This is a genomic window from Polynucleobacter sp. MWH-S4W17 (genome assembly GCF_018687535.1).
GTDB lineage: Bacteria > Pseudomonadota > Gammaproteobacteria > Burkholderiales > Burkholderiaceae > Polynucleobacter.
Genome location: NZ_CP061295.1, coordinates 677531 through 702307, shown reverse-complemented (window position 1 = coordinate 702307; position 24777 = coordinate 677531). Strand labels below are relative to the sequence as shown.

General features: G+C 46.7%; 18 protein-coding genes, 1 other RNA gene and 1 pseudogene. 6 read left to right on the top strand and 14 right to left on the bottom strand.

Features of this window, described 5'->3' with window-relative positions; genetic code table 11:
- Positions 1-2: 2 nt before the first annotated feature.
- The 7 genes from C2755_RS03745 to dnaX form a co-directional block, all read right to left on the bottom strand.
- Positions 3-3080, bottom strand: coding sequence for an efflux RND transporter permease subunit (locus C2755_RS03745; RefSeq protein WP_215321830.1), 3078 nt, complete (start codon positions 3078-3080; stop codon positions 3-5).
- Positions 3081-4340, bottom strand: a complete 1260-nt coding sequence (locus C2755_RS03740) for an efflux RND transporter periplasmic adaptor subunit (RefSeq protein ID WP_215321829.1) — start codon at positions 4338-4340, stop codon at positions 3081-3083. It abuts the gene before it with no gap.
- A 9-nt stretch (positions 4341-4349) separates the two neighbouring features.
- Positions 4350-5885 carry a TolC family protein gene (locus tag C2755_RS03735; RefSeq protein ID WP_215321828.1) on the bottom strand — a complete coding sequence of 512 codons (1536 nt, stop codon included), beginning with the start codon at positions 5883-5885 and terminating at the stop codon, positions 4350-4352.
- 186 nt (positions 5886-6071) lie between these two features.
- Positions 6072-7475, bottom strand: a complete 1404-nt coding sequence (locus C2755_RS03730; RefSeq protein WP_215321827.1) for a carbohydrate porin — start codon at positions 7473-7475, stop codon at positions 6072-6074.
- Positions 7476-7722: 247 nt separating this feature from the next.
- Positions 7723-8337, bottom strand: a complete 615-nt coding sequence (gene recR / locus C2755_RS03725) for a recombination mediator RecR (protein WP_215321826.1) — start codon at positions 8335-8337, stop codon at positions 7723-7725.
- A 19-nt stretch (positions 8338-8356) separates the two neighbouring features.
- On the bottom strand, positions 8357-8680 hold the full coding sequence (locus C2755_RS03720; RefSeq protein ID WP_215321825.1) for a YbaB/EbfC family nucleoid-associated protein: 324 nt from the start codon (positions 8678-8680) through the stop codon (positions 8357-8359).
- A gap of 52 nt (positions 8681-8732) precedes the next feature.
- Positions 8733-10400: a DNA polymerase III subunit gamma/tau gene (gene dnaX, locus C2755_RS03715; protein ID WP_215321824.1), complete on the bottom strand. Its 1668-nt coding sequence runs from the start codon at positions 10398-10400 to the stop codon at positions 8733-8735.
- Between the two features lie 32 nt (positions 10401-10432).
- Here dnaX and ffs point away from each other — a divergent pair.
- Together ffs and C2755_RS03705 are read left to right on the top strand one after the other, a co-directional pair.
- Positions 10433-10531: signal recognition particle sRNA small type (ffs, locus tag C2755_RS03710), an RNA gene on the top strand.
- A 283-nt stretch (positions 10532-10814) separates the two neighbouring features.
- On the top strand, positions 10815-11474 hold the full coding sequence (locus tag C2755_RS03705; protein WP_215321823.1) for a putative quorum-sensing-regulated virulence factor: 660 nt from the start codon (positions 10815-10817) through the stop codon (positions 11472-11474).
- A 67-nt stretch (positions 11475-11541) separates the two neighbouring features.
- Here C2755_RS03705 and C2755_RS10415 read toward each other — a convergent pair whose 3' ends face one another.
- The 3 genes from C2755_RS10415 to C2755_RS03695 form a co-directional block, all read right to left on the bottom strand.
- A complete protein-coding gene (locus C2755_RS10415) occupies positions 11542-11673 on the bottom strand; it encodes a hypothetical protein (RefSeq protein WP_255533296.1) in 132 nt (43 codons plus the stop codon).
- Positions 11674-11736: 63 nt separating this feature from the next.
- Positions 11737-13047, bottom strand: a complete 1311-nt coding sequence (locus C2755_RS03700) for a Y-family DNA polymerase (RefSeq protein ID WP_215321822.1) — start codon at positions 13045-13047, stop codon at positions 11737-11739.
- Position 13048: 1 nt separating this feature from the next.
- Positions 13049-13549 (bottom strand): LexA family transcriptional regulator, encoded by a 501-nt coding sequence (locus tag C2755_RS03695; RefSeq protein WP_215321821.1) that lies wholly within the window; start codon positions 13547-13549, stop codon positions 13049-13051.
- Positions 13550-13777: 228 nt separating this feature from the next.
- On the opposite strand from C2755_RS03695, the gene C2755_RS03690 reads away from it, so the two are divergent.
- Together C2755_RS03690 and C2755_RS03685 are read left to right on the top strand one after the other, a co-directional pair.
- Positions 13778-14845 carry a tartrate dehydrogenase gene (locus C2755_RS03690; protein ID WP_215321820.1) on the top strand — a complete coding sequence of 356 codons (1068 nt, stop codon included), beginning with the start codon at positions 13778-13780 and terminating at the stop codon, positions 14843-14845.
- Positions 14842-15804 (top strand): tripartite tricarboxylate transporter substrate binding protein, encoded by a 963-nt coding sequence (locus C2755_RS03685; RefSeq protein ID WP_215321819.1) that lies wholly within the window; start codon positions 14842-14844, stop codon positions 15802-15804. The genes C2755_RS03690 and C2755_RS03685 overlap by 4 nt, the downstream gene beginning before the upstream one ends.
- A gap of 207 nt (positions 15805-16011) precedes the next feature.
- Here the strand turns inward: C2755_RS03685 and C2755_RS03680 are convergent, their stop codons facing one another.
- Positions 16012-16515, bottom strand: coding sequence for a DUF1993 family protein (locus C2755_RS03680; protein WP_215321818.1), 504 nt, complete (start codon positions 16513-16515; stop codon positions 16012-16014).
- A 28-nt stretch (positions 16516-16543) separates the two neighbouring features.
- Entirely contained in the window at positions 16544-17356 is an 813-nt protein-coding gene (locus C2755_RS03675; protein WP_251368535.1) for a tol-pal system YbgF family protein, read from the bottom strand.
- A 272-nt stretch (positions 17357-17628) separates the two neighbouring features.
- On the opposite strand from C2755_RS03675, the pseudogene C2755_RS10445 reads away from it, so the two are divergent.
- Positions 17629-17853, top strand: a pseudogene (locus C2755_RS10445) (BrnT family toxin); the annotation flags it as partial.
- Complete coding sequence (locus C2755_RS03665) at positions 17834-18181, top strand: BrnA antitoxin family protein (protein ID WP_215321817.1); 348 nt, start codon at positions 17834-17836, stop codon at positions 18179-18181. The pseudogene C2755_RS10445 and the gene C2755_RS03665, both read left to right, overlap by 20 nt.
- Positions 18182-18185: 4 nt before the next feature.
- Here the strand turns inward: C2755_RS03665 and C2755_RS03660 are convergent, their stop codons facing one another.
- Positions 18186-21719 carry an exodeoxyribonuclease V subunit beta gene (locus C2755_RS03660; RefSeq protein ID WP_251368534.1) on the bottom strand — a complete coding sequence of 1178 codons (3534 nt, stop codon included), beginning with the start codon at positions 21717-21719 and terminating at the stop codon, positions 18186-18188.
- Positions 21716-24682, bottom strand: a complete 2967-nt coding sequence (locus C2755_RS03655) for a PD-(D/E)XK nuclease family protein (protein ID WP_215321816.1) — start codon at positions 24680-24682, stop codon at positions 21716-21718. The genes C2755_RS03660 and C2755_RS03655 overlap by 4 nt, the downstream gene beginning before the upstream one ends.
- Positions 24683-24777 lie beyond the last annotated feature (95 nt).

Here is a 24777-nt window from a genome sequence, read left to right as displayed (position 1 = left end):
GATTAAACAAGCCCCTGTTTACGTGTGCCACGCGCTCTCATTGCTGCGTAGATCACTGGCAAAACTAGTAAAGTTAAAATCGTAGTGGTTACCATGCCGCCCACAATCACAAGAGCCAACGGACGTTGCGCCTCGGAACCGATCGAATGGGACAAAGCTGCAGGTAGAAGACCTAAGCCAGCCAACATTGCTGTCATTAGCACAGGGCGAACACGCAATGCAGCACCATCTACCATCGCATCTTTCATGGCGCCATGCTCTTCAGCTACGGTCTTATTAATATAAGAGATCAAAATCACACCATCTTGGATTGCAATACCAAAGAGCGATAAGAATCCAAACAAAGCAGAAATACTCAAGGTCTCGCCACCAAGATGCAAAGCAATGATGCCACCAATAGCAGCGAATGGAACGTTGATCAAAACAATCACTGCATCGCGGAAATTACCCAAGGCAGTTACAAGCAATAAGAAAATGGCAACGAGCGTCAATGGAATGATGACCATGAGCTTTTGTTGTGCAGCCTTCATTTGGTTAAATTGACCGTCCCAAGCAATAGTGTAATTCGTTGGTAAAGCTACGTTCTTTTCAACTAAATACTTGGCATCCTCTACAGCACTACCCAAGTCTCGACCACGTACACTAAAGATCACAGCGATGTAGCGCTTACCTGCTTCACGATAGATAAAGAATGGGCCATCGGTTAATCGAACATTAGCCACCATACCCAAGGGAACCTTTTGCCCATTGGGTGTATCAATCAATAAGTTCGTGACATCGGGAATGTCATTGCGGCTTGCTTCATTTAAACGAACGGCAATTCCAAAGGTTTTTTCATCCTCTAGGAAGTTTGAAACTGGCGCACCGCCAATCGAATTTGCAACCACTGTTTGAATATCACTGACATTCACGCCGTAACGCGCAGCCTTATCGCGATCGATCTGAATATTCAAAGTAGGTTGACCCAATTCTTTGAGGGTATTTTCATCCTCAATACCGCGTACTTTTTTGAGTTGCGTCACTACTTCATGCGCTTTTTGTGCAAGCACCTCTAGATCGGAGCCAAAAATTTTGACTGAGTTTTCTCCCTTAACTCCAGATAAGGCCTCATTCACGTTATCTTGGATGTACTGAGAGAAGCTGTAATTAATACCCGGGATCTTATCGAGCTCAGCCTGCAGATGTTGTAATAGAACATGCTTGCTTGTGCCTTTTGGCATCGACTCAGGAGACTTTAAATACAAGCCGTACTCTTGGTTAAATACCCCAGTAGAATCCGTACCATCATCAGGGCGACCAATTTGAACGGCAACTTTTTCTAATTCTGGCTGCTTTAAGAAAGTCTCACGCAGTTGATTGGCAACCTTAATAGAGTAATCAAGATCAACCGTATTAGGTAAGGTCACGCGCAACCAAATATTGTTTTCTTCGAGCGTTGGTAAGAACGCCGTTCCCAATCGAGTCGCGCTTAATAAAGTTACGCCTAAGATAAAAATAGATACAGCAATCACATGACGAGGATGATCCATCCACTTTCGGAGCAAAGGGCGATAACGCTCGAGCATCCAAGTAATGAATTTAGGCGGCGCATGATGGAAATTTTCACCAAAAACATAAGACATCGATGCCGGCAAGAAGGTCAAACTCAGAATAATCGAGGCCACCAAAGCAAAGCCCATAGTGAAGGCCATTGGCTTAAAGATAATACCTTCAACACCGCCCATTAAAAACAACGGTGAATAAGCCACAATGATGATGCTGGTGGAATAAATCATGGCACGCTGGACTTCGCTAGTGGCCAAAATAATGCTTTGATTGACCCGCTTACCACCCTCTTCCATATGGCGCATCACGTTTTCCGTAATGATCACAGCCGCATCCACAATCACACCGAAGTCAATTGCTCCTAGCGAGATCAAATTCGCTGGCACATTGAATATATACATCATGATGAAAGAGAAACATAGCGCTAACGGAATCACAGCGGCTACGACTGCCGCAGCGCGGAAATTACCTAAAAATACATAGAGCAATACCAGAACCATGGTGATGCCAAAGAACATGGTGTGCTTCACAGTGCCTACAGTGATGTCCAGCAACACCTGTCGGTCATAAAAAGGTCTCACCTGAATACCGGGTGGCAAGATGTGATTATTGACGTTATCAATTTTTTCACGCACGCGAGCCAAGACTTCTGAGGCATTTTCACCGCGACGTAGATAGACGATCCCTTCAACAGAGTCTGGATTGCTATCGAACTGAAACAGGCCCAAGCGGGGTGCATTACCAATAAGAACAGTTGCAATATCGCCAATTCGAACTGGTACTCCCTTATTGACTGCAACAACTACTTGTTTAATATCAGCAATATTCTTCAGTAGGCCCACACCGCGCACGACAAACTGTTGCTCGCCACTTGGCAATATGCCACCACCAGTGTTGTCATTCGCTTTCGTTAGTGCATCGATCACCTGAGGCACAGTCACGCCCTTGGACTGAAGACTTTCTGGGCTAACAATGACTTGATATTGGCGAACTTTGCCACCAAAGGAAGAAACGTCAGCTACCCCTGGAGTTTGCTTGAGCTCTTTATAGATCTCGTAATTTTGTAAGGTCTTAAGACGTGTAGGTGACGCGTAATCAGAAGTCACCTGGTAACGCAAGATTTCACCGGTCGCATCTGAATCTGGACTAACACTGGAATTTACCCCTGGCGGAAACGCCACATTGCCTAAATTGGTGATGAAGATTTGGCGAACTTTAAAGGGGTCGGCATTGTCATTGAACTTCAACGTAACAACGGACAAACCAAACAGAGATACTGAGCGAAACGCTTTTACCCCCGGAATACCAGCTAAGGCATTCTCAACTGGAATAGTGACTTGCTGTTCAACCTCAGTTGTACTTCTCCCTGGCCATTGGGAAATCGCCTGAATCGTCAGCGGCGCAACTCCTGGGTATGGCTGAATCGGTAATTGTTTTAAGCTAAATGTGCCAAGCACCAACAGCACAGCAGCGGCAAATAAAATAATGACGCGCTTATCTAAAACTCCCCGAATGAAGGAGGTTACAAAACTCAATTATTCCTCCTGCTTGGCAAAACGGTCGTTCAATAGAACCGCGCCATCAGTTAAGACCAACATTCCAGGCTCCAGCCCCTCGGTTACCGCGAAACGCTTGCCATCAAGGTCGTAGCCTTTAACTGAGAAACGGCGGAAGGTGTCTTTAGATGTTTTGATGATGACATAACGCATCTCACGTACCCGCACAATGGCTGACTGAGGGACGACAACAGCCTCTGCCTCGCCCGTCTTAAGCTTTGCGCTGACATACATATCGGGGCGCAATAAACCATCGGTATTTTCAACATCACAACGGATGAGCAAAGCATGTGTCTCTGGATCAATCGCTGGCGCAATGTAATTGGCCGTTGCAATAAATTCCTTATCAGGATAGGACTCGGAACGCAGCACCATGGCCTGCCCTTTTTGAATCTTCCGAATATCCTGCTCGTACACATTACCTAAGAACCACAACTCTTTAGGATTTGCCAAGGTCACCAAAACATCGCCAGCATTTACGATCGATCCTGGCTCTATTGAGCGCTTTACCACCACGCCCTGCAAAGGAGAGCGCATCACTAAGTTATATTGGGTTTTTCCACTTTTATCTAAAGTCTTAATATCTCCATCACTCGCCCCTAGATTACGCATCCGGTTTGCAGCAGCCTGTTGCGTAATTTGAGCATCGCCCAACAGATCACTCATTGTCTTGTTCGCCTCAAGCACTTTAGCGGTCTTAGAGGACAATAAATACTCTTGTTGCGCAGAGAGAAACTCAGGACTATAGAGCTCAACCACTGGAGAGCCGACTTCAACTGGCGCGCCATCAAAAGCATAGATACGCTCTACCCTTCCAGGGGCTCTAGCAGAGAGTACCTTAGATTTTTCAGCATTAAATGCTAGGCGGCCCGGAACATTTAACTCAACAGGCACTTGAGTTTTTACGGCATCTTGGAAAATATAAATATTTGGATTGAGATCTACGCCTGGGAGCTTTAACTCCATTGCACCACTGTTTTCAATCGATAAAGTCTTGGCTGTTTTCTCAAGTTTGACTGGACGGTTCACGTTAACAAACAAACCAATCACAATACCCAGCATCAAAATAGAAACACAAATAATGACTAAGCGGAGACGGGCACGCGTCTCTGGGGGTAACGCCCAATATGAGCGATGAATCTGATTCGTATTAGCGGCAATACGAGCAGTAAATTTATCCCTTAGCTTCTGAATCTCTTCAGAAGCTCGATTGAGGATATGGGTTAACTTGTCCTTCAAAACAACTCCTTAAAAAGGTTCTTTGCCAGCAGAAACCAGCAAGACTGCCTGGGATTGCATCAAATTTGCTTCCGCCAAAGCCAGTTGCACCTCTAAATTACGCAACTGCGTCTGTGCCGTCAATAAATCATTAAAGCCTTGACCGTTATTGGAATACTGAATTAATCCCACCTTGTAAGCAGCATCTGCTTGTGGTACTTGGCGATCTTTTAAAAACTGGGTTTGATTCTTGGCCTGCTCATAAGCAGCATAAGCAGTGTTCACAGCAAGCACGATTTGCTGACGATTAGAGATATTGCCCGCCTCAGCAGCCGCTTGATTGCGCTGCGCCTGCTCTACCCCGTACTTTTCCTTGGTAAAGAAATACAAAGGAATGATGAGATCCAACTCTAACTGGTAGAACAGTGCGCCATTGTTTGCGGAAAATGGACCACGCGGTGTGTAAGATGAACCAATCACTTGGAAGTCTGGCAAATAAGCTTTCTTAGCAAGATCCACACCCTTACGTGCAGCATCCAATTGCAGCGCGGAACTCTTTAAAGCAGGATGACTGCTTTCAGCATAGTCTTCAAGCTCAATTAATGTAGGTACACCATTCATAGCACGACGCACATCACCGCGGAGTACAAGCTTCTCACGGGAGTGGCGACCCACTAAGGTATTAATACTATTAATAGCAACTTGAAGTTGACGGTCAACATTAAATTGATCGGCTTCAGCAGCGCTTTGTGCCACTTGCGCATTCAGATACTCAACATAAGCTGCAGCATTATTCGCATAACGGGCCTTAGCTACATTCTTAATCATCTCCAGTCGGATGACGGACTCTTTAAGAACCTGTAGTTGCTTTTGTGAGGCGAGTGCGCCGTAGTAAAGACTGGAAAGCTGCGCACCTAACTGCAAATAGGTCGCTTCTGACTGAGCCAATAAAGCCTCTGCATTTGTATCGGCAATATTCGCTGCTAAGCTTTTTTTGCCTGGAAACTGAAAAGGTTGCGCAATCGAAATAGCATTGTTACTACTGATACCGCCGCCGCCAGGGTTGTTGGGAGAAGGTGCATTTGCCCCACCTAAAGCAAGCGGAGAATTCACCGGCATACCTGACCACACCAATCCTACTTGCGGATTGGCTGGAGCATTAATTTGTGGAACAGTCGCCTTAGCAGATAAGTAAGACTCACGCAATGAAGATAATTGCGGATTATTCGCCTTGAGCTCATTCCAAAGCTGGCGCAAATCCATCTCCGTTGGTCCAGATGCAATAGGCTTGGTATAAATTTTTGGAGTATTTGCTTTTGTGACTGGAGCAAACATTTCGGCCGCCTTAGAGCTAGCGCCAAGTTGCGCACCAATGGATGGTGGCGCTGCTAATGAAGTATCGTTAGACTGAATGGTCACGCTTGCTGGAGCGCTATCTGCAGATGACTGAGAAAACGCTGAAATAGAAAAAGTAGAGGCGCAAAGAACAAAGGCTGCCATTGCAAATGGAGTCACTCTTTTGAGCGGTGTAGCTACGCTAGTTTTGTGTTTGCCGAGAATCAACAAAAGCGGCTGCCTCTAAATCAATAAAAATGCTGTTTTTATAGCCCCAGATGCGGATTTAGAACTAGTCCAACACCGTTTCCGAGGGTTTTAAGGATTATAGGGGACAAAAGCCAAAAGTCGAATTATTGACAATTGCTATCTTATTGATTCTAAACATAATAATTATGGCTAAAGTCATTAAAACTCCTAAAACTCGGCGTGGATCCTAAAAGAGAGGATATTTACAGGTCCACGGGCCGCGTTATAGGCCGGATTATTGATGTGCTGGAAGTTCAAACCTGCCAGAACATTTTTAATCACAGTCGCGTTGTAATACACCTCACCAATACGCTCTGGACGATAAGAAATTGTCTGTCCTGGACCGGCATAGTCACCAATAAAGTAGGACACTCCGCCAGACTGTAAGTAATTCTTCCGATAGCTTGATAAGCCGTTTTGCATCATTGAAATACCGACGGTATCTTTTGGACGACTCCAACTTTCGCCATTCAGTCCCATACCTACCGACAAAGAATTATCCGCTTCGGTGAAGGACATGGTTTCGGTATGCCCATCCGATGTAAATGCGCGGCCATAGATCCCGAGATCTTTGGTTAATGCTTGCTCACCATTAATGCCAATACCCGTTTTGTATTGATAGTTGGTGCGCACATTATTAATGGCTTGTGTACCTTGCGCATTGTTGGCAATTACGTAATTAGTCGCATCAGAAAAACGCGCCAAGATCATTTTATTGCGATAAGCAAGCACACTCACCTTACCAGGCAAGTCGGCAATTTGATGTTGGCGCTCAACCTCAACTTGATCGCCGTAAGTATTAAAGATTTGCCAATTGAGATCTCTACCATTCGGAGTCTTTGGAGCAAGCATACGTCCAGCACGCATCACCCAATTACCCAGGTACCACTCGCCCGCCAAGCCAGTACTGTAGCCACGCGCATCGGCTGCATAGTCATAGGCTAGATAGGTCATATTGCCCCAGTTCATAAACTGCACGCGAGGATCCTTAGCGTAACGACTGTCGTCAAAAATATCTAATGTAGAAAACTGACCGGCGGTGACTACAACGCGATTACTGCTTACTGTTTGGGTAATTTGATTGGCTTCGTTTTCCAGAACAATCTTATCGCCCTCCTGATTAAAAGTCTGACGCAAAAAAGCACGGGCAGAATAAAACTTTGCTTGAGCCCCAGTCGCTTTGGTTGCTTCACCGTTGGTAAAACCGGCGAGACCTACCAAGCCTGAAAACGGTACGCCAGAAACAACTTCGGGGTTGAAGTAGATGTCGGTATTAGGAGCTAAGCGTGCACCAAAAAATAAAGTGCCAGACCAGGTATAACTCATCGACTTTAAGTCAGATAAACTATTTTGTCCTGAATAAGAGGATGTGAAGTTGTTATAACGCTGGTTGATATAGGTTGTTTGACCATGCACGTTTACCGGCAAACCAAGGACCTCGCCCTCGGTTGGCAAGCCCTCAATAGCTTCTGCAAAACTCGCAACTTGGTCGGCACCTGACCCTGCCCGCTGTGCATACACAGAAGCAGTGACAAAACTTAACAAGAGAATGAGCAAAAGCTTGCGGGTCATTCACGATTTCTGATGAGGTTGCTAAACCTAGTGGTTATGGCAACAGATTGAAGGAAAAATCTGTGCTCTCACGGCCTGGGATTGAAGCCCAAGGGTGGTGCAGCCCAAATTATCCCCAAAAAGAGGCAATTTACCTAGTCTTTATGTCCTAGAGATGACAGATCGAGGATCAATCACTGATGGATTGGGCTCGAATTAGTCTTTGGGTGTGCCCCGAAAACAACTCACCACCCGGAACGAAGAAGAATTAGCGGCGATCCATTAAGGCGCGAGCCAAGGTGCCAGCATCCACATACTCTAGCTCACCACCCACTGGGATACCTCGCGCGATGCGAGTGACCTTGATACCTTTCGACTTGAGTACTTCACCAATGTAATGCGCAGTGGCCTCACCTTCACTCGTGAAATTCGTAGCCAAGACCACTTCACGAATCGGTACACCGGTATCGGGAATCTCAATGCGATTGAGCAATCGATCAAAGCCAATTTCGTTTGGACCCATGCCATCGAGTGGTGAGAGACGACCCATCAATACAAAGTAATTACCTTTGAAACTGAGTGTCTGCTCCACCATCACCTGGTCTGCAGGCGTTTCCACAATGCACAGCAATGAAGGATCACGGCGACCATCGGAACAAGTACTACAAACCTGGGTCTCTGAAAACGTATTGCAACGCGCGCAGTGTCCAACAGTTTCTACTGCTTCACCCAATGACTGAGCAAGGACTGCTGCACCATTACGGTCATGTTGTAACAAATAGAACGCCATGCGCTGCGCTGACTTGGGGCCTACCCCAGGCAGAACGCGTAATGCCTCGATCAATCGACCGAGTGCATCTTGAGGAGCCTCTATGCGTGCCATTAAATATTCAGGTTCTTATTTAGAATGGCAACTTAAAGCCAGGAGGCATAGGCATACCAGCAGTGGCGCCAGACATCATCTGGGCACTTGCCGCTTCCACCTGTTTGAATGCTTCTGTGTAGGCAGTCACGATGAGGTCTTCCAACATCTCACGATCGTCCATTGCACCCGGATCAATCTGCACGCGTTTGAGTTCGTATTTGCCAGAAATGCTTACTTTAACCAGACCACCAGCCGCTTGGCCAGTCACTTCCAACGCAGCCAATTCGGCTTGCGCAGTTTTCATCTTCTCCTGCATCTGCTGAGCCTGTTTCATGAGGCCAGCAAGTCCACCTTTCATCATCGCTTTATTTCCTTAGTGGTATTACTTATGATTTATGAAAATTGATATTGAATTAAAGAGGTTTCACAGAACCGCCAACTACCTTGGCACCAAACTCTTTTTCTAATTGTTGAATAAATGGATCGGCCGCAATCATTTGCTCCGCATTCATTCTCTTCTCTTGATGAATCTGGGCATCAACTTTAGCAACAGTCTTGCCTTCTACTTCACCCTTCTCAATCACGATCTTGACGGGCTTGCCAAAGTGAGCGGTAAGCGCATCAGCCAAACGGCCAACAGAAGCGTCAGAAGCTAACTGCGGCATTGGCGTAACGATGGTTGCACGTACTCCAGCAGGTGAATCGCTCCAATCTTGCAACTCTGTCTGGAATGCTAACTGCTGCACCATCCCTTTAACGGGTAACTGACGCATTAAGGCATGCCAATCAGGACGCTCGGTAGAACTGGCTGCGGCAGGTGGTGCTGACGGTGTCGACATCGGAGCGGCAGGTGCGGCCACTCTAGCAGCAGGTGCTGGTGCAGACGCCTTAGGAGCGGGCGCTGCTGGCCGGGCAGTATTTACTGGTGGAGCCGAGGGTGATGATGGCGCTGAAGAAGAATTGCTTCCTCCACCGCCATTGCTTCCGGGACGAAACGCCAACATACGCAATAGCGTCATGGCAAAGCCCGTTTGCTCATCCGGTGCCAGCGATAAATCTGGGCGGCTAGTAATCGTAATTTGATAGAAGAGTTGCGCTTCTTCTTTTGTGAGCAGGCCTGCCAAGCGACGAATCTCGCCTGCTTCTGGCCAATCTTCTAAAACGGACTCTGGAACAACTTGCGCTGCTGCAATTTTTTGCAACAGACTTGAAAGATCTTGCAACGCCAATGAGAAAGACATACTGCGCTCACCCATTTCATTTGCGACTGCGAGCAGGCTTGCACCATCTTTAGCAATCAAGCAATCCAAAATACGGATGAGGTAAGCGTCATCTAAGGTGCCGAGCATGCCACGTACGGATTCTTCGCTAACCTTGCCAGCCGCATAGGCAATAGCCTGATCAGTTAACGATAAGGCATCACGCATTGAACCTTGAGCTGCCTTGGCGAGAACACGTAAGGCATTGACTTCACATTCTACTTTTTCTGCAGCAAGCACTTTTTCTAAATGCTCAACGATGAGCGGTACTGGCATTTGCTTGAGGTTGAACTGTAAGCAACGAGACAAGATAGTTACAGGAATCTTTTGTGGATCAGTTGTCGCCAGAATAAATTTAACGTGCTCTGGAGGTTCTTCCAAAGTTTTAAGCATGGCATTGAAGGCATGATTGGTGAGCATGTGCACCTCGTCAATCATGTAGACCTTATAACGCGCATTGCTGGGTGCGTAAGCTGCCTTCTCTAGGAGAGCGGCAATATCGTCAACACCACGATTACTTGCCGCATCCATCTCAATATAGTCAACAAAGCGACCTGCATCAATTTCCATACAGGCCGGGCATTTACCGCAAGGCTCTGAAGTCATCTTGCCTGAACCATCGGATCCAGTGCAGTTGAGGGCTTTGGCCATAATCCGGGCAATTGTGGTCTTACCTACTCCACGGGTACCCGTGAAGAGCCATGCGTGGTGCAGGCGACCCTGATCCAAAGCATGGGTTAAGGCCTTAACCACGTGGTCTTGGCCAACTAATTCAGAGAAGGTTTTGGGGCGCCACGAACGGGCTAATGCCAATGCTGTCATGTCTTACATTCTAACAAGCTAAAATGGAATTGGATGGGCCTCCCCGCATGGTGGGTTGGATAACCTGGTCAGGTCGGGAACGAAGCAGCCAAACCCAATTTCTGCCAGTGCCGGGGGTTTGGCTCATCCACCCTCCCCCAGGAATTCAGAAGATCTTCAGAACCCTGAAAATTCCCCAAATCATCCAAATAATGAACAAAACCAGGACCGTTCGTGCGTCTAACGAGATCCTAAATAACTGCAATTGTTTATGGGAACACTCAATAGACACGCGCAAAGTATGCCCTCCTCAATGTGGAATATTTGATCGTAGAACTATGCGATCTCGCCGAATAGGGCGTGCGGATGATTTAGGTGTAAACGAATTGATACTCAAGGCACAATAGATCTGTACAAACCCAATAAAAAGCACTTATGCCCCAAGCCATTATTTTTGATGTAGAAGCGACCGATAAAAATGATGCCGTCATTATTGAAGCTGCCTCACTCGATGTCACCTCACTTAATCCATTCGAAGTAGGCAATCCTTGGGTGCAACGTTACAACCCGGGAAAACCCATTAGCTTAGGTGCACTTGCCACTCATCACATCATGGATGAGGAATTGATCAACTGTCCCGCAAGCAGCTCTTTTAGATTGCCGGCTGGAACTAAATATCTTATTGGCCACAATATTGATTTTGATTGGGTTGCGATTGGCAGCCCTGAGGTCAAGCGCATTTGCACTTTGGCACTTGCGCGTAGTCTATGGCCTGATTTAGATAGTCACACGCAAAGCGCACTACTCTATTACTTTGAGCGCGAGACGGCACGAGAGCAATTACGCAATGCGCATAGCGCCTTAGTCGATGTATGGATCTGCTCAAAAATTGTTGCTCAGATTATCGATAAGTTACACCCCGTTTCTTTGGATGCTTTATGGGAGATGTCCGAGAAAGCCAGAATTCCAAAGACCATGCCTTATGGCAAACATAAGGGTGAGCTCATTAGTCAAGTACCCAGTGATTACAAGCAATGGCTACTACGCCAAGACAATGTCTCTGCTTATTTGCGCAAAGCTTTAGAAGCCAAGTAACAGCCTTTACTAGGGAATAAGGAATCCGTGATTTCCTTATTCCCCTTCCAGGCCTACTGCTTGTTCTTTACTGATATTTACGATTAAAGACTTGTTTTGTTGCGCCTTCATGGCGCTTAGTATTTTTCAATACTGCGCAGTAAGACAAAACCATGATGGCTACGAGAGAAATTCCGTTGAAGTTGTTTAATAAGTCCATTTGCTTCTCCTCTTTATGCGTTGTTACGTGCTATTGATTAATTGTTTTTTGTTGCTGAATTCTTTATCTAACTACCGGTAACTCATCCCACTTAGTCGTATAGTTCGGCGACCGATTGTTTGATCTCATCTGCCACTCTTCTTTAGTGCCGTTGGTTCCTGCGGCTGCAGATCTGATGAATGCATTGCCAAAGCGCGTGTTGATCTCATCCACCGCTTTCATCAAGTGAGCAGACTTACCTTTAGTCTCGATATCCTCAAACAGGGATTGCTGAGCGGTTGGCTTATCGCTAATGAGATTCAGAATGACGCCCGCCTTCTTGTAGCGGAAGTTCGTTTGGTAGATTTTCTTGAGGCCAGCCAGCGCTGCATTGGTTAAGGTCAACGTGTTATCCGTTGGATTCGCTAATGGAATCGTGACGCTTTGGTGATGCTGTGGCTCGTTTTGCTTAAACGGATTGGTTTGAATAAATACGGTGAGCGCGCCCGTAGTGCTATTTTGCGTTCTGAGCTTTTCAGCGGCGCGCGCTACATGGGTAGCAACTGATTCTGCAAGTTCTACCTGGCTAGTCACTAACTTACCAAAACTGCGTGAGGCAATAATTTGTTGTTTGGCTGGCGCTACTTCTTCTAGTTGCAAGCAAGATGTGCCACGGAGTTCATAACAGAGGCGCTCCATCACTACGCCAAACTGTTGACGCATAGCTTGTGGTGAGACTTGCAAAAGGTCAAATACGCTCTGAATGTTTTGGGTCTTGAGTTTCTTGGCGATTTGTTTACCTACACCCCAGACCTCGCCCACCCCAGTCTCGCTCATCCACTGATAGAGCTCTTCTTTGGCCATGGCATTGACATCACATACCCCAACGAACTGCTTGTGTTTCTTAGCCAAGTGATTGGCTAACTTAGCTAAGGTCTTGCTAGCACCAATGCCCACACAGACTGGCAAGCCAGTAGTGTCTTTCACTTCCCGCTTGATTTTTTGACCTAATTCAATCGTGTCTTGATACTGCTTTAAGACGGTCTCGATTTGCAAGAAGCTCTCGTCGATGCTGTAAACCTCTAGGTTGGGCGTGAATGCTCTCAGCACCTGAACTACGCGACTACTCATGTCACCATACAAGGTGTAATTAGACGAGTAAGCCTGAATGCCATGCTGCTTGGCCAAGTCCTTCATTTGAAACCAGGGTGTTCCCATCTTGACGCCAAGCGCTTTGACTTCAGCACTGCGCGCTACGGCGCAGCCATCGTTATTGGATAGCACCACCATCGGCACCTCTTCTAACTTAGGCTGGAATACGCGCTCACAAGAAACATAGAAATTATTTACATCTACGAGTGCGAAGAGTGGATTTGAAATGTTTTGTGCATTCATCTCACTTGCCCTCTTTGTTGTATCTGGTGCTGGCATTGCTGTACTTTCGTACTACCCCAACCACTACACCCCAGATTTGTAGCTCACTGCCTTCATTAAAGGTGATGGCTTGATAGTTTGGGTTTTCTGGTTGGAGCTCAATACGGCCGCGTAACTGATAAAGGCGCTTGATGGTGTACTCACTATCAACCACCGCGACTACGATATCTTTATGTTTTGGCTTAAGGGCCTTATCAACGACGACCTTGTCGCCATCACAAATCCCCGCACCCAGCATGGAGTCCCCCTTCACAGTGAACATGAAGGTGGCTGGCTTGTTTTGGACGAGGTAATGGTTCAGATCGAGGCCGTCTTCAGCGTAATCTGCCGCTGGACTAGGGAATCCAGCTGACATCCGGTGGCTTAGGAGCTTGAGCTCATAGGCGGCAAAATGGCCTGTCAAGGCTTGTGGTGCCTGGCTCAGGGTTACTTTTGCGGGGTTTATTACTTGCGTCATAGTCATTAATATACTGTATGTTTATACAGTATATGTAAAAACCGCAAAAATGGCCTTATTTTTGTTGTTTTGGGGCTATAGACTCACTCCCACCCCCTCTTTTTTCTCGGCCTCCCTAGTCATAAACCCCGAGTTGACCCTACTCATATTGCCCCCTAAGGAATTGCATAATGATTCCAGAAGTTACTGCGGAAGTAATCCAGTGGCTCATATAAAAAGAACAGTAGGAGACATATGAAGACGTATCAGATTGCGTCCGTCCCAGGCGACGGCATTGGCAAAGAAGTAATCCCGGAGTGCGAGAAGGTATTAAATGCCTTAAGCAAAAAACATCCTGAAGTCGCTTTTGCATTCGAGCAATTTGATTGGGGTGGTGATTATTACCGTAAGCACGGCATCATGATGCCCGAGGATGGTCTTGAGCCCTTGCGTTCTAAAGACGCCATCTTGTTCGGCTCTGCTGGCGACCCCAAGATTCCGGATCACATTACTTTATGGGGCTTGCGTCTCAAAATCTGCCAAGGCTTTGATCAATACGCAAACGTGCGTCCTACGCGCATTCTTCCTGGCATCGAAACACCACTACGTAATTGCAAACCAGGTCAACTCGACTGGGTCATCGTGCGCGAGAACTCTGAAGGCGAATACTCTGGTGTAGGCGGTAGAGCCCATCAAGGCCATCCCATTGAGGTTGCCTCTGATATGAGCATCATGACTCGCGTTGGCGTTGAGCGCGTACAGCGCTTCGCCTTTAAGCTCGCGCAGTCACGCCCTCGCAAGCACCTCACAGTCATCACTAAATCTAATGCTCAGCGCCATGGCATGGTGATGTGGGACGAGATCGCCAATATCGTTGCCAAAGACTTTCCGGATGTCACCTGGGATAAAGAATTGGTTGATGCCGCTACTGCGCGCATGGTCAATCGCCCAGAATCTTTAGACACCATTGTTGCAACCAACTTACATGCCGATGTCCTCAGTGATTTAGCGGCTGCCCTAGCCGGCAGCTTGGGTATCGCACCAACTGCCAACTTGGATCCAGAACGTCGTTACCCATCCATGTTTGAACCGATTCATGGTTCTGCTTTTGACATTATGGGCAAAGGTCTTGCCAATCCAATTGGCACCTTCTGGTCAGCAGTAATGATGCTCGACTTCCTGGGTGAAAAAGCGCTCGGCGCAAAGTTAATGGCAGCCATTGAAAAAGTGACAGCCAATCCTAAGTTGCACACTCGTGATTTAGGCGGCACAGCCATGATGAGTGACGTTACTAATGCAGTCATTGAGGAGATCTCCAAATGAAGCTATTTCAATTTCTAAGTAGATTGCTGAGTATTGGCTTGGTTTTACTTGGCTTGTTGTCCGGCGCGCATGCTCAACCCTTCCCCGATAGGACTATTCAGTACATCATTCCCTTCCCACCTGCTGGCGAGTCTGACCTGGTGGCGCGCTACCAAGCCGACATCTCCGCTAAGAAATTCAAGCAGCCGATGGTAGTGATGAACCGTGCTGGCGCAGGCGGCGCATTGGCTTGGAGTAGCCTTAATACCTATCCAGCCGATGGCGCAACAGTAGTGGGCGTCAATATTCCCCACACCATCTTGCAGCCGCTACAAGAAGGCATTCAGTACAAGACTGAAGACATTAATGCGATCTACTACTATCACTTCACACCAGATGCTTTGATGGTGTCTGCAGATAGTCCTTACAAGACCTATCAAGAATTTATTACGGCTGCCAAAAAAGATCCCGGCAAGATGACGCTTGCTGGATCCGCGCAGTTCTCAGCTAACCACATGGCAGTCGAGCGCCTCAATAAACTGGCTGGCGTCAAAATTACTTACGTTCCCTTTAAAGGCACGGGTGATTTAATTACCGCCCTGATTGGAATGCACGTTGATGGTGCTATGGGTTATTTGCCTTTGGCTATTCAGCAAAAAGGGAAAGTGCGTACGCTAGCAATTGCTACTGAGAAACGTAATCCCGCTCTACCGGACGTACCAACCTTTAAAGAGCTGGGATTGAACTGGGTGGATGGTGCGTATCGTGGCGTTGCCGTGCCCAAAGCAACCCCGCTGATATTGCAACAAAAGATGTCTGACTACTTCGCACAGCTCAATGCCGATCCCGAGACTAAAAAGAAATTGGAAGATGCTGGCTTTGTGATTGTGGATGTTCCTCTGGCAAAGATGCCGGCATTTATGAAAGAGAAAACAGCTCAAGCCATGGATGATGCCAAGAATGCAGGGATGATTAAGTAAGGCTTTAACTTCCTTAAATAAAAAACCACCGCATGTTCGGTGGTTTTTTATTGGATGCTTGCTTTCCGCTCTAGCAAAAAGCAAAAGCGAGAATTGCCGGATCATCCAGAAAAGCGTTGGATAGGTAAACACTGGCTCGGAAGAGCCAAGGGTTTACAGTCTCAACGATTTGTGAAAAATATTCCATGACTATATTGTAAGGGCTACTTAGCCGCCCAAGTAATCGGTCTTCCCGATCTCCACCCCGTTATGACGCAAAATGTCATAAGCCGTGGTTACATGGAAATAAAAGTTTGGGATGATCCAGGTCAGCAGATATTGCTCGCCGACAAACTCAAAGCTCCATTCTTTAATAGAGAACTTAATTTCTTTTGCTTCAGTGCCATTAATTTGCTCTGGCTTGAGGCTATTGGCAAAAGCAATAGTTTTAGCAATACGGTCTTGTAGCTGGGTAAAAGTAGTTTCGTTATCTTCAAATTTGAGTGGCTCAACACCGGCTAGGCGCGCCATGCCATTTTTCACTTGATCACAAGCAATTTGAACTTGCTTGGATAGCGGAAACATATCTGGGGCAAGACGACCCTCCACCAATGCTTTGCTATCAAGACTCTTGGCACTTGCAAACTCCTCACCCTTTTTGAGGATATTGGAAAGATTGGTGAGCATCTTTGTCAATTGCGGTATTGACGCTTGGTACATTGAAATTGCCATAGTGCTCTCTCCACCCTCTTAGTTATTCTTACACGTCGCTCATAAAATCACCACCGCCATCATCCCAAGAGCTCGAACCACCATCATCCCAAGAGCTTGCATCATTGACGCCAAGGTTGGCAGCATCTGGTGCCTGACCGCCTACTTGGTTAAAGTCGTTATTGAGGTTTGGATTTGGGCGTTGATTACCGCCCATTAAATGACTTGCCAAAGCTTCACCAGCAACCATACCAGCACCGAGCGCTGCACCAGTCGCTAAGCTGCCCATTAAACCACCGCCCATGCCAGATGCTGGTGCGCCTGGGTAACCAGGCGGATAGGTGCCAGGCGCTCCTGGTGCCCCTGGATATGGTCCATTTGCAGTCGGCGCGTTATAAACCTCCACTGGCTGCTGGCGCTTCCTCATAAAGAAGATTACGCCCGCAACCAAGATAGCAATCAAGATCCAAAAAACTGGGCTAGTAAAGATGGAATTTGCACCCGCATTAGTATTAACGTTGCCTGGTGCTGTACCTGCACGTAATTGCGCTTGGAGCCTTTGTACAGAATCAGGTTGAGCAAATGGTAAACCTGGCGCCAGATTTTCTGCTTGTACAAAAGCGCTTCTTGCAGCATCTAACTTACCTTCTTTGAGGTAAAGCTCAGAAGCCATGTAATGTGCCTTGCCGCTATTAGGATGATTTTTCAAGACCTCTTGCATCATGGCATCCGCTTTTGCCAATTGCCCAGATTCAATTGCTTGATAGACCTCGGGCAAAGTAGCTTCTGCAAAAGCAAGATGACTCGTTAGTAATAGCGCGCTTGCGAATACACCAACAAACAACTTGAGTAAATTACCCATTTTCATCATGACTCCTCGTGAAATGTTTTGCTGCGAATTTTATTATCGCCAGTTTAGGCATTTCTGCTATTCATCATCCATATGAGGGCTTTTACGGGAAATTCAAGGGCATGAGCACCCCCTTCACACTCCTTGCTACCCTCTTCTTTAGATTGAAATTCCCATAATTTTTGTAGTTATATTAATTCATTGATGTTATGATTTAACGTAACTACAATATTTCCGATGAAATTCACTTATGATTCGGCAAAAAATGATTCAACCTCGCAAAACATGGCCTTCCGCTCTCAAATGCAAAGATACTTGATTGGGATACAGCCTTTAGCTGGATCGATGAAAGAAAGAATTACGGTGAAGAAAGACGGATTGCTTTGGTGTTAATGAATGAACGCCTGTATTGCGTGATTTATGTAGAGTCAAAAATAGCGATGAGAATTATTAGTTTAAGAAAAGCAAATAACCGTGAGATGAAAATCTATGAAGAAGAAGCTAATTAGACTGAGTGCCGAAGAGGATGCCGCAATTACTAAGGCCGCCTTATCTGACCCCGATAACCCGCCTATCACGGAAGAAGAGTGGAATGCGATTAAACACAGAGTCGTTCGCGGCAGGGGAAGACCTGTGGGTAGCGGAATTAAAGAACAAGTTACTCTAAGGATTGATAAGGATGTTTTAGATTTTTATAAATCTAAAGGTGAAGGTTGGCAAACATTTATCAACCAAGTGCTTGGCGAAGTAAAAAGAGAATCTAAATCCATTTTGATGGTTGAAAAGAAGTTAAACAAGGGAACCTTGATCGCCAATAAATTCAAGGTAGCTGCTTAACACCCTACTTCACTTCTACCATCTCACCTTTTGATGAAATCAAATAAGCCTTGTTTGGCTTATCTTTTCTGATGCGTGCGAGTTCAGCTTGGTAGCCCTGCAATTGCTTGCGGTACTTTTCATATTTCTCGCTACCCACCTCTGGGATAGTGAGTTTGTAATCGATGATGGCCAAATGATCATCAAGCTCTACCAAACGATCCATGCGATAGCTCTTACCCTCTTCACTAGCGATATCGAGCTCATTCCAAGCTTGCAGCCATTCGCCTGAGGCAAAATAGCGCTTAAGTTCGGGAGCCTCTAGTACTGTTTTTGTCCGAGCGATCAGCGTTTTTGCATGCTCCTCATCTACCCCCAGCCAATTCATCAGCTCTTGCTCGCTTGGCATGGGTGGCCTTGTTTCATTGCTGGAATCTGGGGTGAGGAACTCGAGCAATTTATGGAAGTTCGTACCTTCTTCCAAAATTTCTGGGTCGGGATCTTCTACCCGTTCGCCCTCGCCTGCAAATACTTCAACTGTGACGCCGCTTTCAATATCAGACAGCATTTGTATATGACTTTCTTGCGCGGGATTCCAGTCCAAGACAAAATCCTCGACCGCGTTTTCTTTACTAGATTTTATAGCCTCAGTCTCTTCTGTGACTGCAGCCTGATGATTGACCTGATATACAGTCAACCCTGCATTGCTCGCCTTCCCATACCAAGAGGCTTTATCTAAGCCACTAGGATTGTTGGCAGTTGGTTTTTGAGCATCACCACTAATCCATAAACCTTGTCGCGCACGGGTCATTGCAACATAGAGCAAGTTCCAGTTTTCTTTTTCACCAATTTGCTTCTCTGCTTCATTGATTTCGCTACGTGGGCTTGTCAATGTTTTGGATGTAAACAGCGATAGATGCGATGGCCCCTCTTCTTGCGGAGACCAGTCTATCAATACTCCACTGTAATCCACATTGGTATCGGTATTATTTGCATCGAGAATAATGACAAAGGGTGATTCCAAGCCCTTGGCACCATGAATAGTCATCAAGCGCACACGCTTATGGCGATCCTCTTCTGACATCTCACTCTCTTCATCTACATCAGCCAAGTTCTCATCACTTGCCGCATCTACATCACCTTCATCGGGAGTTTCATCGTCATCCCCGCGGCGCTTAATGTTAATTTCCTGAATAAAGCGACTCAAGCTTGGATACTGACCTCCGTCTTGATTGAGCGCCACCTCTAAGAATGCATCTAAATTTGCCAAGACCTGGGGTCGATCCAGGTCCTGACATACTGCAGCGTATTTCAGGCGCACATCACCCTCTTGGTAAATACGATCAAGCAGGTCATGAACCGGCAAGCGCTCACCTAAAAGATGCCAATGCTTTAAATAACGCGCAGCTACTTGTAGCTTGGCATCCCTACTGTCTTGTAATGCATCCCACCAGGAGCGGTAATGGCCAGACGTCATCGCCACCGCCAATTGCTGCATTTGTTTTTCTGTAAAACCAAAAATTGGGGTTCTGAGAACCTGCGCCAATGGTAGGTCGTGACGAGGAGTCACCAGTACAGTAAGCAAGGCAATCAGGTCATCTACCTCAAGAGTATTGAGCAAGCCACCTAGACGAGGACTCTCATAAGCAAGCTTCAAATCACGCAAAGCCCTTTCGTATTGAGGCAGGTATTTACGCCGCTTGACGAGTAACAAAAAATCGCTTGCTCTGGCGTCTCGCCAAATTTCCTTGCCGCCCTCTTTGTCAGCAACTTTTCGGGTTGCAACTACTTCTTGAATGAGGCGCGCCACTAACTCACCCTCATGCTGGCGCTGAATCACTCCAATAGTTTCACTTGAATCCGCAATGGCACGATCAAAAGCGCTGCCTTCTCGTAACTCTTGAGTCTGCTCCACATAAGGAATCAGCGGTAGTAAATAAATCTCGCCTTGTTGGGCATAAACGTCGGTGGGTTTGCCCTCATCAGGAGCAGCCCAAAGCGTTTGCTGTTCTGAGTATGGGTAATCAGGGGGAACTTGCTCACCCCGAAAGATTGCATTTACCGCTTTATTGATTTCACCTGCATTACGGCGCGTTTTGTCCTGCTCAATATAAGCGGCAGCATGGTATTGATGCAAAAACTGGGCTGCACTTACAAATAATCTTGGATCAGCGCGACGGAAGCGATAAATCGACTGTTTGGGATCCCCCACAATAAAGACTTTTGGCCTCTCATCACCCTCGCTATAGCCCGCTAACCAGGCTCGCAGAATTTGCCATTGCAACGGATTAGTATCTTGGAACTCATCAACCAAGATTTGCTTGTATCTAGCATCTAAGCGTGACTGGAGGTAGGCGGCATTAGCGGCATCGCCCATGAGCAAACTGACGCCAAGCTCTAGGTCATCGAAATCACGCACACGCATATTTTCTTTTTGAGCGCTGGCATGCGCCATCATGGATTGATTGAGAGCAAACCAGGCTTCATTGATTACAAAGATATCCTGCTCTGCTTGCCATAGCAGATATTCCTCAAAAGCATGACCCCAATTCTGCTTAATGGCAATGTGATCATCAATACGATGAGCCTCACCTATCCTCTCAAGATATTTTTTCGCCTCACCTAAAGCCTTGTCGTTATTGCTACGATATTTTGGTTCTTTGGTTAAGAAGGTGGTTTGAAAATTAACCGCAACCTCCATTACATCGCCAGCATTCTCTTTGCAGGCGATTGCAGGAAGCAAGTATTTCAGAAGATCACCATCTTTTACGCTGCTATTTTCAAAACAGCGCGCTAAAAAATGTAAGTCTGCTAGCGCATTAGGTGCATTCCACTGAGCTAGTAAGGGATTGGTTAGATTCAGTTTATTTAGGGATTGCTTTAGGCGATCTATTGGAGTGATGTCCGTTTGAGTGCATTGCTTTGCAAAAAAAGTCCATGCACCTCTTTGTTTAAAGAGACTACTTTTACCCATTAAGAGTTTTTGGGCCTCATGTGAGCCCAAATACTTCAGTAAAACATCGTAATGCGCTTTCAATTCTGGAGTGAGATCACCCCACCAATCATCAAGACACTCCTCTTGCAACCGCTTAGCATCTTCACGCAGCTTAAACCCAGGCTGAATGCCCATAGATACTGGAGCCGCGCCCAGCAGCCTGCCAAACCAACCATGAAAGGTATCAATCACAATCGGTTGTGGGTTTGCCAGTACCTGCTCATAAAGTGCTTTAGCCTTGGGCAGGCATTTTTCAGCCCGCTCTTTTTCCATGCCCCGAGCGGTTAGCTCTTTCATCAAAGAGACGTCATCACTTTTGGAAAATTGTTCAAGCAATCCATATAGCCGGTCACGCATTTCTTGCGCTGCTTTGCGTGTAAACGTTAATGCGAGGATCTCTTGTGGCTTCACATCATCAAGCAATAGTCGCACCATCCGCGCCACCAATAACCAGGTCTTGCCGCTTCCTGCGCAAGCCGACACAATGACCGAGCGCTGTGGATCACAAGCAAGCCTCTCTGAATAGGGCTGCTTCTTTGGCAACACATTCATCTGATCACTCACCAAATCCCCTTCCTGCAAATGCCTCTTGCTTCGCAGTATTGGCAAACTCCCTCTGGAGCAAATGCTTGCATGGGCTTTTTAGCCCAAAGCTGCTCTATATCTTCTGTAATTTGCTCAGAAAACTGTTGCATCATTTCTGGCATATCAACTACCTCTTGGCTACGCAGTGCTTTTTGCTCGCCCTTAGAGATATCCGCCTTCAAGGCTACCCACTCCGCTTGCTGCACCCGATGTCCAGTTAGCTTATGGCTCTCTTGCCCCTCATTGGCGGCACGTGCATAGATCAATAGCTGTGGGTCATCCAGAATATGCTCAGCCCTTACTTTAACTCTCTCAAAACGTTGATTTTTGTAGTCAATCACTGAGGCAAGCTTGTTGTTATCTACATTGACGTCATAACGATCGGCATAACCCTCAATACGAATGATCTTGGGATTGCCATCTACATCCTTAAATGGCAAATCAAAGCCAACTTTGACTTCGCCATCGAAATATTGCCAACCCGCTAACTCACGTTGCAACTGCCAATCTACAAAACTAGGGATTTGTTTTTGCCAATCCCTCAACGCGCCCATCACTCTTGCGTCACCCTCAATCAAAGAGGCAAACTCTTGCTCCGAATACACGCTTAAGACTTGTTCCATCCAAGCACGTCTTTGATCTGAATTGGTTTTCAGCGCAGAATTAGTATGTTCTTGGGTTTTGAGTGCTTGGTAGAAACGCTTGAGCAGTTTATGCAATGTCTGTCCTGCTAACGAAGCGTCAAAGCCCTCATCAAACTCTTTATTCTTGCGTAAACCTAGCAGGCTGCGGACGTAATAGCGATATGGGCAATCCCGCAGAGCCTTATAGGCGCTGGGGCTCATCGATAGCGGCATAGGTAGATCTTCTTCAAAATGTGCAACCGCCATCTTCATTGGTGCAGCTTCAAAAGCGCGCCTGCTCAATTGAGTTGTTTTCGCCTCCCACTCAATTTGATTTTGCAAACGCTGTATCCAAGCGGAAGGTCTCAGCGGCTCCCCATTATTGCTTTTACTTTGCCAAAGTAAATCGACATTGGTGCACGACACCAGTAGCTGCGAGAGATCCCTAGCCTGCTGTACAAACTGCATTGCAATCGTCGAGGTCTTCAATAGCTGATTTAGTGCATCTGAAAAAAATAATGGTGGCTCGGAATACGCTGGTAACTGTTGTTCGTCGCAACCCACTACCACTACCGCCTCGAAGTCACGCATCCGCGTAGAACTCAGCGGCAAAATACTCAGCGTCGCTTTAGCCTCTTTGCCGGCCTCTTGATAACTAGCGCCCTCAATGACGGTTTTAAGCAAACTGAGCCATTCACTCAGGCGAATAGGCGCCTCCTGATACTGCGTCTTACTTAAATCAAATGTCTTGAGGACATCTAGCAATTGCTTACCGGCTGAATCTTTCTCAAGGCTGTGAACCATGCCAGTCGCCTGGAGATTCGCCTGCAGGTGAGCATACGCTTTGCTGCAATCCACCTTGAGTGTTAACCACTCATGATGGCGCTCTCTGACAAACTGTAGTAACTCAAATAATGCAGCGCTGGGTAATGCGCTAGATGTTTTTGCAGCATTTTCTTGTGCACCCTCGATGGCTAGATAAAAAGTTTTCCAACCAGACTCTGCCCTGCTACCAACCAGGATGTCTTCAAGCTCTGCAATCAGTCCAATACAAGCTTCTGCATCTCGATTCAAAAGCTTTCCAAGATCTAAAAAAGGATTCTGCAAAAACTCAAGCAAGTTTTTTGCGCTAGGCCCATCTTTTGGCGCCTTAATAATTTCTAGCCAACTATTGAGTGCAGCTGCGGCGCGCGTTGTAGATAACTTCCAACCAGTTTCATCTCGAATGTTGAGTGCTGGACCTAATCGCGAAAGCAGTGCACGCACCCTTCTGGCCACCAAGCGATCTTGCGCAACAAGCGCCAACTGAGTTTTGCCATCAATCAGATGCTGCTCTATTGTTTTGGCAGCAGCCCACGCAAGCTCTTCAAAGCGTTTAGCTGCAACCAGGCGCCAACCCCTGCTATGGGCTTGTTTGACATTTCTGAGCACCCCTGCCTGCGCATCACTAGTACCAATAGCCTCTGCCCATAAGCCCACATCACCCCAACTCATCCTTGCCTCTACCGCAGGTGCATGTTGGGCATACTCGGCCAGCAGAGTTCCGATGATCTCTTGATCGATGGGGGTTGGATCAGCAGTCTCCACCCAAATCAGAGGTCTTGCGGGATTTGCATTCTTAGCAGCTTCAAGATAAGCCGCCATTGCAAACTGATTACGAAATGCTGGATCACTCACGCTCGCGGTGTAACGCCAAAATGTGAGCAAGACCTTGGTCTCTTGATCAACCACCTTACGCGCCATTCCCGCATAGACTTTAGCAACGGTACTATCGAGCAAACCTTGTGCTTGACTCAGATATATCTCTCCGAGATTGCTTTGTAGACTCCGATTATCTTGAATGAATTCATGAATCTGTTTTTGTAGTTGTGGACTCACTGCATTTGATAAGGTGTCACATGCTTTAACGATTGCTTGTGCTAGACCCCACGCACCAGATTCCGTTTCAGCTTTAAACCATGACTGCAAATCTTTGTGTTTGCGCAAAGTGGCATAGACCCCCAACCACCTCTCTAAATCACTTTGCTTCTTTGGAAATTTCCATGCCCCTGGCGCAGCTTCCAGCCAATCTGTAAAGCTGATGACTTGAGGCAAGAATGCGATGTTGCTAGGAAGATCTTTAGGTCGGTTTAATTCAAGGGCTGCTCTAACCCCGATTAATGGTCCCGCAGTACTCAGAACCACTAGCGGACGCTGATTGGTTTGCACTGCACAATCCCAAATCCCTTTTGCCAATTGAGCAAGCGCTTGGCTATTGGGCGTAATCGCCCACCGTTGTACTTGCTTTTGGTCAGAAAGAACTGGGAAAGGCTGGGACATGAATGGAGTAATTTATCTATTTTGAGCAGAACGTTCCGCTTATTGCTAATATAAGCGTTGTAACGACATAATTAAATAACTCGCTAAATAAGTCT

Excerpts from the sequence above, each read along its gene's own strand:
- C2755_RS03665 (WP_215321817.1), top strand. The coding sequence starts at position 17,834 with ATGAAGAAGAAGCTAATTAGACTGAGTGCCGAAGAGGATGCCGCAATT.
- recR (WP_215321826.1), bottom strand. The coding sequence starts at position 8,337 with ATGGCACGCATAGAGGCTCCTCAAGATGCACTCGGTCGATTGATCGAG.
- C2755_RS03730 (WP_215321827.1), bottom strand. The coding sequence starts at position 7,475 with ATGACCCGCAAGCTTTTGCTCATTCTCTTGTTAAGTTTTGTCACTGCT.
- C2755_RS03675 (WP_251368535.1), bottom strand. The coding sequence starts at position 17,356 with ATGGGTAATTTACTCAAGTTGTTTGTTGGTGTATTCGCAAGCGCGCTA.
- C2755_RS03680 (WP_215321818.1), bottom strand. The coding sequence starts at position 16,515 with ATGGCAATTTCAATGTACCAAGCGTCAATACCGCAATTGACAAAGATG.
- C2755_RS03690 (WP_215321820.1), top strand. The coding sequence starts at position 13,778 with ATGAAGACGTATCAGATTGCGTCCGTCCCAGGCGACGGCATTGGCAAA.
- C2755_RS03695 (WP_215321821.1), bottom strand. The coding sequence starts at position 13,549 with ATGACTATGACGCAAGTAATAAACCCCGCAAAAGTAACCCTGAGCCAG.
- dnaX (WP_215321824.1), bottom strand. The coding sequence starts at position 10,400 with ATGACAGCATTGGCATTAGCCCGTTCGTGGCGCCCCAAAACCTTCTCT.
- C2755_RS03685 (WP_215321819.1), top strand. The coding sequence starts at position 14,842 with ATGAAGCTATTTCAATTTCTAAGTAGATTGCTGAGTATTGGCTTGGTT.
- C2755_RS03720 (WP_215321825.1), bottom strand. The coding sequence starts at position 8,680 with ATGATGAAAGGTGGACTTGCTGGCCTCATGAAACAGGCTCAGCAGATG.
- C2755_RS03700 (WP_215321822.1), bottom strand. The coding sequence starts at position 13,047 with ATGAATGCACAAAACATTTCAAATCCACTCTTCGCACTCGTAGATGTA.
- C2755_RS10415 (WP_255533296.1), bottom strand. The coding sequence starts at position 11,673 with ATGGACTTATTAAACAACTTCAACGGAATTTCTCTCGTAGCCATCATG.
- C2755_RS03655 (WP_215321816.1), bottom strand. The coding sequence starts at position 24,682 with ATGTCCCAGCCTTTCCCAGTTCTTTCTGACCAAAAGCAAGTACAACGG.
- C2755_RS03705 (WP_215321823.1), top strand. The coding sequence starts at position 10,815 with ATGCCCCAAGCCATTATTTTTGATGTAGAAGCGACCGATAAAAATGAT.